Consider the following 16,833-nt stretch of genomic DNA (forward strand, 5'->3'; position numbering starts at 1 on the left):
CTGCGTAATGACACTTATCCTGGAGTGCCCGCGGGCGCTCCAGGCTGACTATATAAAGAAGAAGGACTACAACGATGAACCAACGTACCTTGCTGGGCGTGCTGACGCCCTCGTCCAATACAGTGCTGGAGCCGTTGACCGCCGAGATGCTGCACGGCGTGCCGGATGTCAGCGCCCATTTTGGCCGTCTCAAGGTCACCGAAATTTCCCTGCGTGATCAGGCCCTGAGTCAGTTCGACAACGAACCCTTTCTGCGTTCGGCCCACCTGCTGGCCGATGCGCGGGTGCAGTCCATCACCTGGAGTGGCACCTCATCGGGCTGGCGCGGTTTTGGGGATGACGAAGCACTCTGTGAAGTACTGCAGGCCGAAACCGGCATCCCCGCCTGTACCTCGGTGCTGGCGCTGAACGAAATCTTCCACAAGACCCGGGTGAAGAACTTCGCCCTGGTGACGCCCTATCTGAATGATGTGCAGGAAAAGATCATCGCCAACTATCGCGAGGCGGGCTTCAACTGCATCGCCGAGCGTCATCTCGGGGACAAGGGCAATTTCTCCTTCTCCGAATACAGCGAGGAAACCATTGCCGATATGGTGCGGGCCGTGGCGGCCGAACAGAAGCCTGATGCCATCACCATCTTCTGCACCAACCTGCGCGGTACCCGCGTGGCGGCCGAGCTGGAAAAGGAACTGCAGATTCCGATCTACGACAGCATCGCCACGGGTCTGTGGAAGGGCATGAAACTGGCCGGCGCCGATACCCGCCGCATCAAGGGCTGGGGGTCACTCTTCAGCGAGGTCGATTGATCAGCTTTCCCTGACGGGTTGCACTGCCTTAGACTCCGGTGCAGCCGATCACGCAAGCATGCCTGGCGGTTTCACCCATCCTGCTGGCGCTAAGGAGCTTTGCCATGGTCTGGTTTTTGCCACTGGGATTATGCCTGGCCATAGTGGCGGCGCTGCTGTTGCCGGGGCCCGGCCATGCACTCAATCAGCTGGGTCTGCCGGCGCTGCTGGTGGCGCTGATCTTCCTGATCAACGGCATGCAAACGCGGCTGTCGGGCCTGAGGCCCGAGCCGCGCTTTGGCGCCACCTTTGTCGCTGCGGCCCTGATCAGCCTGCTGCTGTCGCCGTTGCTGGGCTGGCTGATTGTGCGGGCTAGCGGGGTGGATGCGAGCCTGGGGCTTGGCCTGCTGGTGATGGCGCTGGTGCCGCCGACCCTGTCATCCTGCATAGTGCTGACCCGGGTGGCCGGCGGCAAGACGATCTGGGCGCTCTTCCTGACCCTGGGGCTGAACTTCCTCGGCATCCTGACGATTCCATTGCTGCTCAGCACTCTGGTGGGCAGCTCCATCGAGATGTCTCCCTGGCCGTTGCTGTTTAAACTGCTGCAGATCGTGCTGCTGCCCTTTGTGCTGGGGCTGCTGCTGCGACCAATGCTCGGTGCTCTGATACAGGCGCCCTGGCTCGGGCTGGTGCCGACGGTCAGCGTTATCGCCACGGTCTGGATCACCCTGTCCGCCAGCGAGGCCTCGCTGTACCAGCTATCCCTGTCGGCACTGGCCGGCATTGCCGTGCTGGCGTTTGTGCTGCATGGCCTGCTGTTGCTGCTGAGCATGCTGGCGGCGCGGCTGCTAAGTCTTGAGGCGTGCGAGCGCAGCGCCCTGATGCTGACGGCCTCGCAGAAGACATTGCCGGTGGCGGTGTCTGTGCTGGTGGGGCTGGGGTCGTCCACCGGTGTGGCGGTGATCAGCTGTATCCTGTTTCACTTGCTGCAACTGCTGTTTGATTCTCTGCTGGCGCCGCGTCTGCGACGCTGATTACAGGGCCAGTTTCTTCTGGCCCTTTTTTCTACCTTTTTCTGCCTTTTTCCTGGCTCTCTTTTCTGAAGCCGTTTCAATGCCTGAGATGCATGTCGCAGCGCTGTGCCGGCTACTGTCTTGTGCCTGGTCATCCGTCATTCGATATTCGTGGGCATCCGGCCGGGTCTAGCCGCGAACAGAGCCCGCTGGCGGGCATTTTTTTACGTCTGGATACGGCTAAAACCGCCTAAATCCCTGCAAATATTCTTTTAAATCATGATCTTGATCTTATTGTTACCGCTATCTTTATGCGGAATAAAATATATTGCATTCATAATTATATCGGAGGTAGGATAGTTTTAACGCTTAACGAATGGGAAGCGGGTCCGGCGCCTGAGCCTCTGGCTGTTGCTAGCAGAGGCGGGCCGGGTAGCCGCCTTCGAGAGAGGAATCACGATGTCTTCAACTGCAGCTTCAACCACACTGTCATCGTCCCAGGCCCAGTTTGATCTGGTGATCCGCAACGGCCAGGTGGTTACCGCCGCCGACAGCTCCCACTGCGATATCGGTATCCGGGACGGGCGCATTGTCGCCCTGGGTGAAAATCTGGGCGCCGGGCGCGAAGAGATCGATGCCCGCGGCAAGCTGGTGCTGCCCGGTGGCGTTGATGCCCACTGTCATCTGGATCAGCCGATGCCGGAAGGCATGAAGATGGCGGACGATTTTACCAGCGGCACCAGGTCCGCCGCCTGCGGTGGCACCACCACCCTGATTCCCTTTGCGGCCCAGGAAAAAGGCCAGTCGCTGCGCGCTGCGGTGGAGGACTATCACCGCCGTGCCGAGGGCAAGGCGCTGGTGGATTACGCCTTTCACCTGATCGTCACCGACCCCACCGAAACCGTACTCAAGGACGAGCTGCCACAGCTGATCCGCGAGGGCTGCAGCTCGTTCAAGATCTACATGACCTATGACGATTTGAAGCTCGATGACGGCCAGATCATCGATGTGCTCAGCGTGGCGCGCAACGAAGGCGCCATGGCCATGATCCACGCCGAAAACTCCGATTGCATCAGCTGGCTGACCAAGCGCCTGCTGGCCGCCGGCCATACCGAACCGCGCTATCACGCGGCCGCCCGCCCCATGCTGGTGGAGCGCGAGGCCGCGCACCGCGTTATCGCCTATGCAGAGCTGGTGGATGTGCCGATTCTGATCGTGCATGTCTCAGGCGCAGAGGCCGTGGAGCAGATCCGCTGGGCGCGGGGCCAGGGCCTGAGTGTCTTTGCCGAAACCTGCCCGCAGTACCTGTTTCTCACCGCCGAGGATCTGGGCATCGATGGCTACGAGGGCGCCAAGTGCGTCTGCAGCCCGCCGCCGCGGGACAAGGCCAACCAGCAGGTGATCTGGGATGGGCTCAGCGATGGCCTCTTCACCATCTTCTCGTCCGACCACGCGCCCTTTAACTACGATGATCCGCTGGGCAAGAAACCGGGCGGCAAGGAAGTGGATTTCCACTATATCCCCAACGGCATTCCGGGCCTGGAAACGCGCCTGCCGCTGCTGTTTTCAGAAGGCGTGGGGAAGGGGCGCATCAGCATCAATCGCTTTGTCGAACTCACCTCCACCAACCCGGCCAAGCTCTACGGCCTCTATCCGCAGAAGGGCAGCATCGCCGTGGGCGCAGACGCCGATCTGGTGATCTGGGATGCGCAGCGCGAGGTCTGCATTCGCAACGAGCAACTGCACCACGATGTGGATTACACCCCCTACGAGGGCATGCAGATTACCGGCTGGCCCGAGACAACCCTGTCCCGTGGCGAAGTCGTCTGGGGCCAGGGCGTGCCCAGCGATGCGGTGGGGCGCGGTCGCTTCCTGCACTGCGGCCGGCCCGAAATGGCCAAGCCGCGGGTGCGCTAGGCCTGTTTTATCTATACCTGCTGGCCGGGCCTGTGCCCGCGCCAACTTGTCATCGAGCGTTTTATATAACAACAAGGAGATCGCGAATGACTTACCGAAGTGGCCGCCATTTTTTGCAGATACCCGGGCCCAGCAATGTGCCGGACCGCATTCTGCGGGCGATGGACAAACCCACCATGGATCATCGTGGGCCCGAGTTTGCCGAATTGGGCAAAAACGTACTGGCCGGCATGAAGCAGATTTTCAAGACCGAGAATCCGGTGGTGATCTATCCGGCGTCCGGTACCGGCGCCTGGGAAGCGGCGCTGGTGAACACCCTCAGTGCCGGTGACCGGGTGCTGATGTGCGAAACCGGCCAGTTTGCCACCCTGTGGCACGGCATGGCGGCAAAGCTGGGGCTGGATGCCGAGTTTATCGACGGTGACTGGCGCCACGGCGTTGACCCCCAGGCGGTACAGCGGCGTCTGAGCGCAGACAGCGATCACCGCATCAAGGCGGTCTGCGTGGTGCACCACGAAACCTCCACCGGCGTGACCAGCGATGTGGCGGCCGTACGCCGTGCCATCGATGCCGCCGGCCACCCGGCCCTGCTGCTGGTCGACACTATTTCGGGCCTGGGCTCGGTGGATTTCCGCACCGATGAATGGGGTGTGGATGTCGCCATCACCTGTTCCCAGAAAGGCCTGATGATGCCGCCGGGGCTGAGCTTTAACACGATCAGTGCCAAGGCGCTGGAAGCCTCCAAAACGGCGGGTCTGCCGCGCTCCTACTGGGGCTGGGACGAAATGCTGCAGCACAACGCCAAGGGCTATTTCCCCTATTCGCCAGCTACCAACCTGCTGTACGGCCTGAAGGAAGCCATCGCCATGCTGCTGGAAGAGGGGCTGGAGAACGTCTTTGCCCGTCATGCCCGCTTCAGCGAAGCCACCCGCCGTGCAGTGCGCGCCTGGGGGCTGGAGGTCCTGAGCCTGGTGCCCTCGGAACACAGCAATGTGCTCACCGCCGTACTGATGCCAGAAGGCGAGAGTGCCGACCGGTTGCGGGCGGTGATTCTGGAGCACTTCGACATGTCGCTCGGCACCGGTCTGAACAAGCTGCAGGACCGGGTGTTCCGCATCGGCCATCTGGGCGACTTCAACGACCTGACCCTGATCGGCACCCTGGCGGGCGTCGAGATGGGCCTCAGCGCCGCAGGCATTGCCCACAACAAGGGCGGCGTACAGGCGGCGCTGGATTACCTGGCCGAGGTGGCCGCAAGCGGGCAGCACAGCGCACAGCAGCGGGTTGCCTGATATATACGGACGCGGGCTCTGCAGCGCGCGTCCACCCATCGTCATTTAAGACGAAATGCTCGACCGCATACCGCGGAGCAGCTTGCAGGCAATTGTCCTGACAGCTCGATTATAAAAATAAGGAGTCATTGTCATGAAAAAAACTCTACTGGCCGCAATACTGGGCGCCTGTGTTATCAGCGCGCCTGCGATGGCAGAAGATGCGGTGAAACTGAGGGTTGTGGGCCAGCCCCTGGCCACCGGTCTTATCCAGAAGAACAAGGAGCAGCCATTCTTTGAAAGCCTGCAGGCGAAAACCGGCCTGCCCATCGAGGTGAACTACAAGCCGCTGGACACCACCGGCATCAAGGACGTGGAGGAACTGCGGGTACTGAAATCCGGCATGTTCGACCTGGTGTCGCTGCGCATGTCCCAGGTGTCCCGTGACGAGCCCACCATCCTGGGTCTTGATCTGGTGGGCCTGAGCCCGGACTACAAGGCCGGACGCGAAGTGGCCGACAAGTACAGCAAGGTGGTGGATGCGCGTCTGCAGGAGCGTTTCAACACCAAGCTGCTGGGTGTATGGCCCTTCGGCCCCCAGGTTCTGTTCTGCAATCACCCCATTGCCAGCCTGTCTGACGTCAAGGGGCTGAAGGTGCGGGTCTATGACCAGAATCTGGCGCAGTTCGTCGAATCCGTCGGTGGCATTCCGGTGCCGCTGGGCTTTGGCGATGTACACCAGAGCCTGGCACTGGGTGTGGTGGACTGTGCCATCACAGGCCCCAGCTCTGCCAACTCCGCCGGCTGGCCGGAAGTGACCACCCATGTGCTGCCACTGGCCTTCCAGATGGCGCTCAATGGCTACGGCATCAACCTGGATACCTGGAACAAGTTCACGCCTGAACAGCAAGCGACGCTGCAGGGCGCCTTCGATACCCTGGTGGATGATATCTGGGCCTACTCCGAAGAGCTGTTCGATGATGCCGGCCGCTGCAACGTTGGCGCCACGCCGTGCGACACCGGTACCAGCTTCAAGCTGGTCGGCGTACCGGTGAGCGATAACGATATGGCGCTGCTGCGCAATGGTGTGAAGGAAGTCTCCTACCCGACCTGGTCCGAAGTCTGCGACAAGACCAATCCGCAGTGCTCGGCTGACTGGAAAGAAGTACTCGGCGAGTCCGTCGGCCTCTAACCGACCCTTGGTCCGACGGGGCCTGGGCGCAGAGCCCAGGCCCCTTTTCCAATCTTAAAGCCAGGGATGGTTTCTATGCAGAAAATGCACGCGCGATTTTCTGTGAGTGAGGTGTCTTGATGAAACGTATAGAGACGATCGCCAGCATCGTATTTGGCGCAGTGTTTTTGCTGCTGTCCGTGCTGGTCTCGGTCGAAACGATTCTGCGCAAGTTTTTCAGCATGTCTCTGCAGGGCGCCGACGAACTCGGCGGCTATGCGCTGGCCGTCGGCGGCACCCTGGCATTTTCGCTGGCGCTGCTGGGCCGTACCCATATTCGTATTGACCTGTTCCATGAGCTGCTGCCGCGCAAGATGCAGACGCTGCTTAACTGGCTGTCGGCGGTATTGATGGCGGCCTTCGCGGCCACCCTGTGCTGGACCACCTACAAGGTGATCGGCGAAACCCATGATTACGGCAGCACGGCGGCCACGCCCTGGGCCACGCCGCTGATTTATCCGCAGGGCGTCTGGTTTGCCAGTATCACGACCTTTGCACTGGTGTCCGCAGGCTTTGCCGTGCGCGCCACCTGGCTGCTGTTCAGTGGCGATCACGACACCCTGAATACCGAGTTCCATCCCAAGGGTGTGTCTGAGGAAGTTAAAGAGGAACTCGAAGACTTTGAGCACCGTTCAAAGGATGAGGCGCAGGTCGCAAACCGGGCTCAGGAGCCGATGTCGGCTGTTACCGTAACGGGCACTGCGGGGGCCGCAAAATGAGTATATCCATCGTATTTCTGACCTTTTTCGCCATGCTGGGCATGCTGCTGCTGGGGTTGCCGATTGCGGTCACCATGGCACTGGTGGGCATGGTGGGTGGCGGCATCGTGTTCGGCTGGCCCTTTCTGGAGTCCACCGGGGCGGTGATCTGGAGTGTGCACAACGAGAACATCCTCACGGCCATTCCGCTGTTCGTACTGCTGGGCGAGCTGATGCTGCGCAGCGGCATTGCCGATCGCATGTATGTGGCCATGGCGGCCTGGCTCGGGCGTCTGCCGGGCGGCCTGATTCACACCAATATCGGTTGCTGTGCGCTCTTTGCCGCCACCTCCGGCTCCTCTGTGGCCACGGCGGCCACCATCGGCACCGTCGCCTTGCCCACCCTGGGTGATCGCAAGTATTCGATGAAACAGGCGCTGGGCAGCCTTGCGGCCGGCGGCACCCTGGGGATACTGATTCCGCCGAGCGTCAACATGCTGATCTACGGCTCCCTGACCAACAACTCCATCGGCAAGCTGTTTATGGCCGGTCTTTTGCCGGGCATCCTGCTGAGCCTGCTGTTCATGGGCTATATAGCCGTGACCAACTGGGGCCCCGAGGGCAAGCGGGAAGAAAGGGTATCGCTGCAGGACAAGCTGCGCCTGTCGAAGAACCTGATTCCGCCAACGGTGATCTTTGGCATCGTTATGGGCAGCATCTACCTTGGTATCGCCACGGCCACCGAGTCCGCTGCGCTTGGCGTGATGGCGGCACTCTTCTTCGGCTGGAGATCAGGCCGCCTGAGTCTGGAGTTTTTCAAGAACTGCTTTATACAGACGGCGCGCATCACCGGCATGATCCTGCTGATCATCACCGCGGCCTTTATCCTCAACCTGACCATCAGCCTGACCGGCGTGGTGGATGATCTGACCGCCTGGGTCGTCTCCTTCGGGCTGTCTACCACCGGGCTGCTGCTGGTGCTGATCCTGTTCTACCTGTGCCTGGGGATGTTCATGGATGTGCTGTCCATGCAGGTGGTGACCATTCCCATTACCTATCCCATCATGATGGCCATGGGTGTGGACCCGATCTGGTTCGGTGTCTTTATAGTACTGATGTGCGAGCTGGGCATGATTACGCCACCGGTGGGCATGAACCTGTTCGTGGTGCAGAGTGTACGCAAGGATGGCGGTAATATTCAGGAAGTCATGTGGGGTGTACTGCCCTATATGCTGATGATGCTGGCCTTTACCCTGGCGCTGATGACCTTCCCGCAGATTGCGCTCTGGTTGCCCAACCTGATGCAGTAACGGCGCCTGGCGATAATCAGCTTTATGAACCCGCTTTATGAAACAGACAGGGGAGATACCGATGGCAGGAACGCCTGAATTGAGCGCCGATGCGATTGATGTGTGCAACCTCAGTGCCGCCGCACTCAGCGCCGCCTACGCAAGCCGCGAACTGACGCCGCTGCAGGTGCTGGCGGCCATCGAGCAGCGCATCGCGGCGCTGAACTCTGATGTGAAAGGGCCCGGTCTCAACGCCATCGTCACGACTAACCCGGCGCTGGCCGCCGATGCCCGTGCAAGCAGCGAGCGCTGGGCGGCGGGCACACCGCTGAGTGCGCTCGATGGCGTGCCGGTGACGGTGAAGGACAACATTCAGGTGCGCGGTCTCGCGTGCTGCTGGGGCTCTAAGCTGCTGGCAGACTATATACCCGATGTCGACGAACTGCCGGTGGCGCGCATGCGTGCCGCCGGCATGCTGATCCTCGGCAAGACCAACGTGCCGGAGTTCACCCTGGAGGGCTACACCAATAATCCGTTGTTCGGGGTCACGCGCAATCCCTGGAACCCGGACCTGACGCCCGGTGGCTCCAGCGGCGGTGCTGTGGCGGCGGTGGCCGCGGGCATGGGGCCCCTGGCCATAGGCACAGACGGCGGCGGTTCCATACGCCGCCCGGCCTCCCATACCGGGCTGGTGGGGCTCAAGCCCTCCATAGGTGCGGTGGCGCGCTGCGATGGCCTGCCGCCCATACTGCTGGATTTCGAAGTTATAGGCCCTATCGCCCGCACAGTGGCGGATACGCGGCTGCTGTTTGAGCTCATTGCCGGCCCCGATGAGCGGGATCGCAAGTCGCTGGGTGCTGCGCAGGCAGCAGGCGAAAGCGCGGCAGCCGGGCCCGAGACTCAAAAGCCGCTGCGCATTCTCTATGTGAAGGATTTCGGTGGCAACGCGCTGGATAAGGAGATAGACGCCAGCGTGGCCGGTGCCTGCGAAACCCTGCGTGCCCTGGGGCACAGGGTCAGCGAAGGGCCCCTGCCGTTCAGCCTCGATTTCGTTAACGACTTCTGGCCGGTGCTGGGGCAGGTGGGTGTGGCCTCGCTGTTCGAGCGTTATCCACAGGCTGCAGAGCTAGCCTCCGCGCGCTTTGTCGATATGGCCGCCGCCGGTGCTGCGGTGGGAGCGCCGGCCTATCTGCGGGCGCTGGAGAGCATCGATCAGTTTCGCAGCGATGTCACCGCCGCCTATGGCGACATCGATATCATCATGACCCCTTCGGCGGCGGCGCTGCCCTGGCCTGCGGCCACGCCGTACCCTGATCATATCGATGGCCGCGAAGTCGGCCCGCGGGGGCATGCCATCTACACCGGCTGGGTCAACGCCTGCGGTCACCCGGCGATCAACCTGCCATCTGCACCATCGAGCGCCGGCCTGCCCATCGGCTTTCAGCTGGTGGGCCGCTTTGGCAGCGACCGCGCCCTGCTGGACCTGGCCGAAGCGTTTGAGGCCCGCGCCCGCGCAGAGCGTGGCGAGCCGCACTGGCCGGCGTAGCCGTTCGTCGCTGGTTTGTCATTGGCGGGATAGGCTAGCTAGCCGAAGCACTTCCAGAGACTTGCAGCTACCACCCCGAATCCCGTTAGGAGCCGACGAGCACTGGGACTATTTTTCGATAAGGCCCGGCAGGGGCGAGGCATGGATGCCGAGCTGCCGATGCGGCACAGGGATGTGACGTCAGCGGCATCCGAAAAATCGTTCCAGCGCGCAGTAGTTGAGGCTGCTTCGGGCGTGCTTTCTTTGGATACTTTCTTTGCACGAGCAAAGAAAGTATCGCGCCAGCAAGGCGCAATGGAAGTAACAAATAGCCACCGGGCAAGCAGCCATGCCCAAAATACGGAACGGCAGGGATTCGCCAACAGCAAATACCCTGAATTCCAATTGATACGCGAAAACGCTTTTTAGCTTTCCCCCTTTCATTTTCCCAACCCTTTACAGGAGACAGCTATGTCACTAACCCAACCCCAGGTGGAACAGGCCGCCGAACTCTTCCTGCAGGCCTACCGCAGCGGCCAGCAGATCGATGCGCTGCCGGAGGAGCTGGAGCCCCGGAGCAAGGCCGATGTCTACGCCATTCAGGCCATTGTCAGCGGGGAGCTTTGCAGTGAAGGCATCCGCACCTGGAAGGTCGGTGCCCCCAATATAGACACCGAGCCCTACGCCGCCCCCATCTTCGAGTCGGTTGTCAGCGCGTCGCCGACGGTTATCCCGGCAGAGAAACAGCACATGATCGGCATCGAGGTCGAGCTGTGCTATCGCTTCAACACCGACCTGCCGCCACGGGCCCAGGCCTATAGCGTCGACGAAGTGGCCGCTGCCATTGAGGGCGCCTATGTCGCCATCGAGGTGGTGGATACACGTATCAAACAGTGGAAGACCTGCGCCGAGCTCTGGAAGCTGGCCGACAACCAGATCAATGCTGCACTGATCGTCGGCAGCGGCGTGCAGGACTGGCGCGGGCTGGACCCGGCTGCGCTTGCCGGTGAGCTGGTGGTGAATGGTGAAGTGCTGGTGCGCGGTGAAGGTGCCCATTCGGTGGGTGATCCGATGCACCTGGTGCACTGGACGGTGAATCATCTGACCGGGCGCACCGGCGGGTTTCGCAAGGGAGATCTGGTGACGACCGGCACCTGGACGGGAATGGTCTTTGTGGAGCCGGGGGCCGAGGTGGTGGGGCGGTTTGAGGGAGTGGGCGAGGCGAGGGTGTCTTTTCCGGTTTGATGTTCGGTAGTTAGTTTGGCTGTATAGTTTTTAATCACGTAAAGCCTGAGAGCAGAGCTCGTTATCGGGCTGTACTGTTGAAACCTGTGATGTGGTGGTTGTCGGGAGCTTTGTTTTGCGCCTTGCTGGCGCGTTACTTTCTTTGCACGCGCAAAGAAAGTAACCAAAGAAAGGCGCCCCTGATGATGCCTTTTCGCTGCGCTCTGAGCTCATTTTCCGGGTGCCGCTGACGTCACGTCCCTGTGTCGCATCGGCAGCTCGGCATCCATGCCTCGCCCCTTCGGGCCAATTCGAAAAATGACCTCAGTGCTCGCCGGCTTCATAAGGGGGATGGGAGCCGTTCTGATATTTCAGTCGTGATTGAACGATATCGGCGCAGCCCGATTCACTGCTGAGGCTTGCGGTGGTCGTAGGAGTCGCGTCCCGCGACGACGCTTTGCTACAGTTTGCCCATCAGGAGCAAAACCAGCACGATCACCAGCAGCAGGCCAACCCCACCGCTCGGACCATATCCCCATGAACGGCTATGGGGCCACAATGGAATGGCGCCGAACAGCAATAGAATCAGAATTATCAGCAGAATGGTTCCCATGGCGTTTTTCTCCGAATGTAAGCCCAGATAATAATCCGGTACGATTCGGCACGGGGCCGCTCCGGGGGCTTGCTGTTATGCCGGAGCACGTTTGCGTAACGGCTCCAGCGGACATTGGTGCCTGCCGAGTATTAGCGGGCAGGGCTTTTCCTGGCGGTCCCGACGGCTTGGCATCCATGCCGTCCATGCTTGGGTCCGCTGGACATCGTCTCGCTCAGATTTATATTCGCTCCAAGAGCGGGCTCTAGTCTGTACGCCAACGCACACAGAATTCAGGTTGCCGCAGGCCGGTATCTGTCTGGTAGTTATTGCAACGACGGCAGGGGGAATTCTTGATGTTCGCTCGAGGTAAATCTGATGGTGGTGGGGCCGTTGCTGCTGACGCTGGTGTTTGATTTGTGGCGGCGGGAGAGGGTGGTGGTTTTGGGGGAAGGAGGTTAGTTGACTCATGCAAGGGCCGTCTTGATGTTGTTGGAATCATTGGTGGCTAGAGAGGAAGGTCGCGGTTATTGGATAGCGCCGGTTCCGCCCTCCTGGGCGTGTTACTTTCTTTGCACGCGCAAAGAAAGTAACCAAGGCTTTTTACCTTGAAGAATACGCCCCGATGAAGCCTTTTCGCTGCGCTCTAAACTCTTATCGCCAGCTCGACAGTCCCTTCAGGTCAATTCGCAAAATGACCCCCATATACGGCTTAAGGCCACGGGTGGCCAGTAGTCAGAAAATGCAGGAGCAATTTTCTGCTCGAAGGGAATGAAGCCGCTCTGACAGTTCTGTATCGATTTAATGATTCAGACGAAGCCTGATTCCCTGCCGAAGCTTGTGGTGGACGTAGGAGTCGCGTCACGCGACGAAGCTTTTTTTCTGTCATCTGAGCGCATTTCGCCGGCTCGACAGTTCCTGTCTCGTCCGTCTGGCCAATGCGCCAAACAGCCGCAGTGCTCACCGGCGTTACAAGTGGGATCGAGGCCACCCTGAGGTTGCGTTTCCAGTCCTAAAGCCTGCACCAATTCTGAACTTTTGTCGGGCGTCAGTGAGCTGTGTTTTTTCTTTGAAACTCGGGAGTACCCACATGGAATCGAGTAATGCGGTGCAAGACACGACCGTGCAGGTCACTGCGCGTAATGACCTGATCCTGCTGAGCCTGGCGCTGGCGTTGTCCCAGACTGGGGTCATGCTGTACCTCACGGTGGCGGCGCTCACCGGGTTCGGGCTGGCGGATAACAAGTCACTGGCCACGCTGCCGCTGGCGCTGCAGTTTGTCAGCATGGCGGCGGGGGCTTTTGTGGTGGCGCTGGCGATGCGCCGGTATGGCCGCAGGCCGGTGTTTTTGCTGGGCCAGCTGATTGGCGCGCTGTCGGCACTGCTGGCGGCCGTCTGTGCGTTGCAGGGCAGCTTCACGGGGTTTTGCTTCGCGACGCTGGGCTTGGGAATCCACAATGCGACCTGGCAGCACTATCGCTTTGCCGCCATTGAACAGGCACCGCCGGTCTGGCGCAGCCGCGCCATCGGGCTGGTGCTTAGCGGGGGCATACTGGCCGCGCTGGTCGGTGGCCCGCTGGCCAACTGGAGCCAGGGGCTGCTGCTTAAACTCTACGCCGGCACCTACCTGACCATCGCCGCCCTCTGCCTGCTGACGGCCCTGTTGCTGCTCAAATCCCGCCTGCGTTTGCGCCGGCCGCCTGCCAGGGGTACCCAGCGCTCGTTGCGTCAGATCGCGGCCCAGCCGGGTTTTGCCCTGGCGGTGTGGGTGGGCGCCATCGGCTTTGCGGCGATGGCCTTCATCATGAATTCCACGCCGCTGGCCATGCGCCTGTGCGGGTTTGCCAGCAGTGATTCCAACTGGGTGATTCAGCTGCATACGCTGGGCATGTTCGCGCCGAGCTTTGTCACCGGCCGCCTGGTGCGCCGGTTCGGCAGCCGCAGCACCGCGGCGCTGGGTATCGCCTGCTTCCTGGTGGCGGTGAGTATCAATCTGGCCGGTGTCGACAAGCTGAACTTTGCCGCCGCCCTGTTGCTGCTGGGCGTTGGCTGGAATCTGATGTTCGTCAGCGCGACCGACATGCTGGCAGACAGCTACCGGCCCGAAGACGCCGAGCGGGCCCAGGCACTGAACGATACGCTGTTGTTCAGCGTGGTGGCGGGCTCGAATTTACTCGCCGGGTTCTTGCTGGAGCTGCACGGCTGGCAGTGGGTAAACCTGATGGTGGTGGGGCCGTTGTTGCTGACGCTGGCGTATGTTTTGAGGCGGCGGGAGCGGGTGGTGGTTTTGGGGGAAGGAGGTTAACGGTGGGAGCCAGCTGGCTAGCTGGTTACTTTATTGAACGGTGGTAAACGGGACTATTTCTGGCGTTGTTTGGGTGCGTATTGCGCCTTGCTGGCGCGTTACTTTCTTTGCACGCGCAAAGAAAGTAACCAAAGAAAGGCGCCACCCATCAGCCGGCCTTCGGCTGCACTGCGCGCCGGAATGAGGCTCCGGACGCCGCTAAGGGGACATCCATGTCCCCAATCGGCGGCTCGACAGTCCCTGTCTCGCCCCTTCGGGTCTGATCGGAGCATAATCCCGGTGCTCGTCGGCTGCCGAGGGGGTGGGGAGCCGTTCTGATAGTTTTGTAGTGATTCAATGATACCGGTGCAACCTGATTCCCTGCTGAAGCTTGCGGCGGTCGTAGGAGTCGCGCCCCGCGACGAAGCCTTTTCGCTGCGCTCTGAGGCCATTTCGCCAGCGCGACAGTCTCTGCGGAATTCCGGGGACCGTATGCTTATTTCGACCTGCGGCCTACCGACTCCAACGCTCAACCCGGTTCACCAGCGAATGACCTCAGATTGCAGTAACGAGTTTTTCGAGTTAGGTATACTGTCCCCGGAATCCCCAAATCGCAAAATGACCACAGTGCTTGCCGGCTTCATAAGGGAGAGTCAACCGTTCTGATATTTGGTTACCGGGATGGATTTTCGGGTGAGTTTTGCCCTGTGTAGAGTGTCTTTGAGCCACAAGCGAGTTGCACCGGTATTGAAAACGGTATACAAAGTAAGCAGATATCTTGTTTAAATTTTTCAGAAAGTCTGATGTTTTCTTACTTAATGCTAACTTTTATAACTTTGGAGTTTTCGTCGGGGTAAATATAATATTAACTCATTGATATGAAGGCTTAATTATATATTATAAATATGAATTTATTTCTTCTTGTTTTCTTATGTTGAGAGAAAATGGGCCCCTTTTTCCATTTTTTGTTACTAGGCCTAGTTCTAGAAGTTTTTCCAGGGCTACATCGAATCCGAAAACAGTCTGGCAGTAGTGGTTTTTTAAAGTATCTAAACTGACAGCTTTTTTTCCCCAACGATTTTTTCTTCGTAGTGTTAACAGAATTCTTCGACTGCCAGCATCAATTGTTTGTCTTGATGAGAAGCCGAGAATCGATTGATCGAGCTTTTCTAGTATAGAGTCATAACCATCAATTCCGAAATAATGGCTATGAGTTTTTCGAATCATTTCTACGTTTGATGAACCAACCAATACTACTTCAAAGCCTGTTTCTTCTTCATATAAACGCTCATTTTGACTGTATGCCTCATATGCTTCAGTTGGATCCCTAGATATTGACTCCCAATTGACAAAGTGTCCAGTATTCCAATCAAAAATTAGAATCCAATTCTTAATTGAATCTGGGTTTTTTGACTCTATGGTTGTTAATGTGTGTATAACATCATCATTAACGTGGCTGTGAAGAATTTTTCCATTTTTCTTATTTTCAATAATTTTCTCAGACTCTTCTCGTTTCCTATCAAGATCGATTTTCTCTTGTGGTGTTGGTTCTCTTTTTGACTCTATTTCAAAGAATACATGTGATAATAATTTAAAATAGTCGATAACTCTTTTGTCTCCATCATTCTCTTTTAAATAGTGGCCATAAATTACTGATGTTCTCTCTATACATTCGGCCCAATAGTGCTGAGCACTGCTCCTTATTTGAAGCTCAATCTTTGTTTTGTGTGTTTCTAATATTATATGTAATGCCCTATAGCCAGTATCATCTCTTCCTACAGTTCTATAATCTGTTTCTCGGTGAATTTTTATATCTTTGTTATTCACTAGTTTTTCATGAATGTATCTTCTTAATGATTCTACATCCTCATTTTTATCTACAATGATTCTGTTTCCTCCGATATCCTGAAGTTGAGTTAGTCTTACAGAGAATCTGTGCATTTTTCTTAATATTTGAGGCTTTCTTTTTAGCCTTTGAGCAATGTAATACTGACCATCAAAACCGGATAGCCATGACTGTATCTGCATCGTTGTATCGGTCAGCGGCTGTAGGTGAGATCTTCTATAGTCATCGAATATTAGTTCGGCTTCTAACTCTTGATCGTCTGACGAAAATACGTTTCGCGATAGTGCTTTACCTGAATTATCTATTTTTGATTTTGAGTACATATTAATATCTCTAGATAAGTAAAATATTTTATGTGTCAAAGCATGTCAGAGGGTCATGTCTTGCTTTTTGCCTCTCCAATAAAAACTGGAGTAAAAGACAAGACCTGATCCTTTAGACTTTCTATTAATCTGATTTTCCTTATCCGGTGAAAGCTTAGGCTTTAACCACGTTTTCTAATTCAAACTTGAACGGCTCAGCAGCGCTGCCAGGCCCGCCACCGGTAACAACAATATCGGCAGACTTAATTCCCAATAAAGATATTTCAGAAGGTTTCGAAGAAACGGCCGCAGATTCTATAGCGTCACCTTCCTGAATATGCGAAACGGCACTTATGCAGATTACCGGGTTTAATTCAAATGTAACTTTTTGGTCTGGAGCCAAACTGGGGCTTGAGTTAAATAACTTTCCATCTTTGTAAATCTTCGCTTTTATGGATCCATGCTCAAGGTGATTTTCGACCTTGAATGCATTTCCATAATGTCCTGTCCCTGCATGTTTTATGACGTCACCCGTTTGGTCCTTGACCATGGCAAACAGGTCTCCCGGGTTCGCTTTCAACTGTGGCGTGTAATTTCCATAGTTGTCCTCGACAGAAACGAAAAAATCGCTTGAATAGACAAATGGGTGACTGTCATCTCTACCAAGATTTCGAATCACCTTCCAGGCAACTGAGCTGTTATCAGAACCGCCGAAAGTATTCTTGGAAAATATTACAAATTCGGAGTTGTTTTGATCATTGGATTTATTGATGAAGTTTAGCGTTATGTCCGACATTCTATCCTCCTTATGGCAGCAACATCGTGATTCATTCGGTCAGGTCTTGTCTTCTCACAT

The 16,833-nt window shown here is 57.5% G+C and carries 14 protein-coding genes; 11 read left to right on the forward strand and 3 right to left on the reverse strand.

Annotated elements, in window-relative coordinates; translation table 11 throughout:
* Positions 1–74 precede the first annotated feature (74 nt).
* From MRS74_RS10980 to MRS74_RS11025, 10 genes are all read left to right on the forward strand, one after another.
* Complete coding sequence (locus MRS74_RS10980) at positions 75–806, forward strand: maleate cis-trans isomerase family protein (protein ID WP_254580332.1); 732 nt, start codon at positions 75–77, stop codon at positions 804–806.
* Between the two features lie 104 nt (positions 807–910).
* The gene (locus MRS74_RS10985) at positions 911–1,819 is read left to right on the forward strand and encodes a bile acid:sodium symporter (RefSeq protein ID WP_254580333.1); all 909 of its coding nucleotides are present in this window, start codon (positions 911–913) and stop codon (positions 1,817–1,819) included.
* 390 nt (positions 1,820–2,209) lie between these two features.
* Entirely contained in the window at positions 2,210–3,715 is a 1,506-nt protein-coding gene (hydA, locus tag MRS74_RS10990; protein WP_256557899.1) for a dihydropyrimidinase, read from the forward strand.
* 86 nt (positions 3,716–3,801) lie between these two features.
* Positions 3,802–5,007 carry a pyridoxal-phosphate-dependent aminotransferase family protein gene (locus MRS74_RS10995; protein WP_254580335.1) on the forward strand — a complete coding sequence of 402 codons (1,206 nt, stop codon included), beginning with the start codon at positions 3,802–3,804 and terminating at the stop codon, positions 5,005–5,007.
* A 133-nt stretch (positions 5,008–5,140) separates the two neighbouring features.
* Positions 5,141–6,178 (forward strand): TRAP transporter substrate-binding protein, encoded by a 1,038-nt coding sequence (locus tag MRS74_RS11000; RefSeq protein ID WP_254580336.1) that lies wholly within the window; start codon positions 5,141–5,143, stop codon positions 6,176–6,178.
* A 119-nt stretch (positions 6,179–6,297) separates the two neighbouring features.
* Positions 6,298–6,936 carry a TRAP transporter small permease subunit gene (locus tag MRS74_RS11005; RefSeq protein WP_254580337.1) on the forward strand — a complete coding sequence of 213 codons (639 nt, stop codon included), beginning with the start codon at positions 6,298–6,300 and terminating at the stop codon, positions 6,934–6,936.
* The gene (locus MRS74_RS11010) at positions 6,933–8,225 is read left to right on the forward strand and encodes a TRAP transporter large permease (RefSeq protein WP_254580338.1); all 1,293 of its coding nucleotides are present in this window, start codon (positions 6,933–6,935) and stop codon (positions 8,223–8,225) included. The genes MRS74_RS11005 and MRS74_RS11010 overlap by 4 nt, the downstream gene beginning before the upstream one ends.
* Before the next feature lie 61 nt (positions 8,226–8,286).
* Positions 8,287–9,750 carry an amidase gene (locus MRS74_RS11015; protein ID WP_254580339.1) on the forward strand — a complete coding sequence of 488 codons (1,464 nt, stop codon included), beginning with the start codon at positions 8,287–8,289 and terminating at the stop codon, positions 9,748–9,750.
* 141 nt (positions 9,751–9,891) lie between these two features.
* Positions 9,892–10,158 (forward strand): hypothetical protein, encoded by a 267-nt coding sequence (locus MRS74_RS11020; RefSeq protein WP_254580340.1) that lies wholly within the window; start codon positions 9,892–9,894, stop codon positions 10,156–10,158.
* Between the two features lie 42 nt (positions 10,159–10,200).
* Positions 10,201–10,974: a 2-keto-4-pentenoate hydratase gene (locus tag MRS74_RS11025; RefSeq protein WP_254580341.1), complete on the forward strand. Its 774-nt coding sequence runs from the start codon at positions 10,201–10,203 to the stop codon at positions 10,972–10,974.
* A gap of 439 nt (positions 10,975–11,413) precedes the next feature.
* Here MRS74_RS11025 and MRS74_RS11030 read toward each other — a convergent pair whose 3' ends face one another.
* Positions 11,414–11,566: a DUF3309 family protein gene (locus tag MRS74_RS11030; RefSeq protein ID WP_254580342.1), complete on the reverse strand. Its 153-nt coding sequence runs from the start codon at positions 11,564–11,566 to the stop codon at positions 11,414–11,416.
* 1,069 nt (positions 11,567–12,635) lie between these two features.
* Here MRS74_RS11030 and MRS74_RS11035 point away from each other — a divergent pair.
* Positions 12,636–13,850, forward strand: coding sequence for an MFS transporter (locus MRS74_RS11035; protein WP_254580343.1), 1,215 nt, complete (start codon positions 12,636–12,638; stop codon positions 13,848–13,850).
* An 876-nt stretch (positions 13,851–14,726) separates the two neighbouring features.
* On the opposite strand, the gene MRS74_RS11040 is transcribed toward MRS74_RS11035, so the two are convergent.
* Positions 14,727–15,857, reverse strand: coding sequence for a RelA/SpoT domain-containing protein (locus MRS74_RS11040; protein WP_254580344.1), 1,131 nt, complete (start codon positions 15,855–15,857; stop codon positions 14,727–14,729).
* Between the two features lie 295 nt (positions 15,858–16,152).
* Positions 16,153–16,773: a hypothetical protein gene (locus tag MRS74_RS11045; RefSeq protein WP_254580345.1), complete on the reverse strand. Its 621-nt coding sequence runs from the start codon at positions 16,771–16,773 to the stop codon at positions 16,153–16,155.
* Positions 16,774–16,833: the final 60 nt, after the last annotated feature.

The organism is Marinobacterium sedimentorum (genome assembly GCF_024267675.1).
Lineage (GTDB): Bacteria > Pseudomonadota > Gammaproteobacteria > Pseudomonadales > Balneatricaceae > Marinobacterium_A > Marinobacterium_A sedimentorum.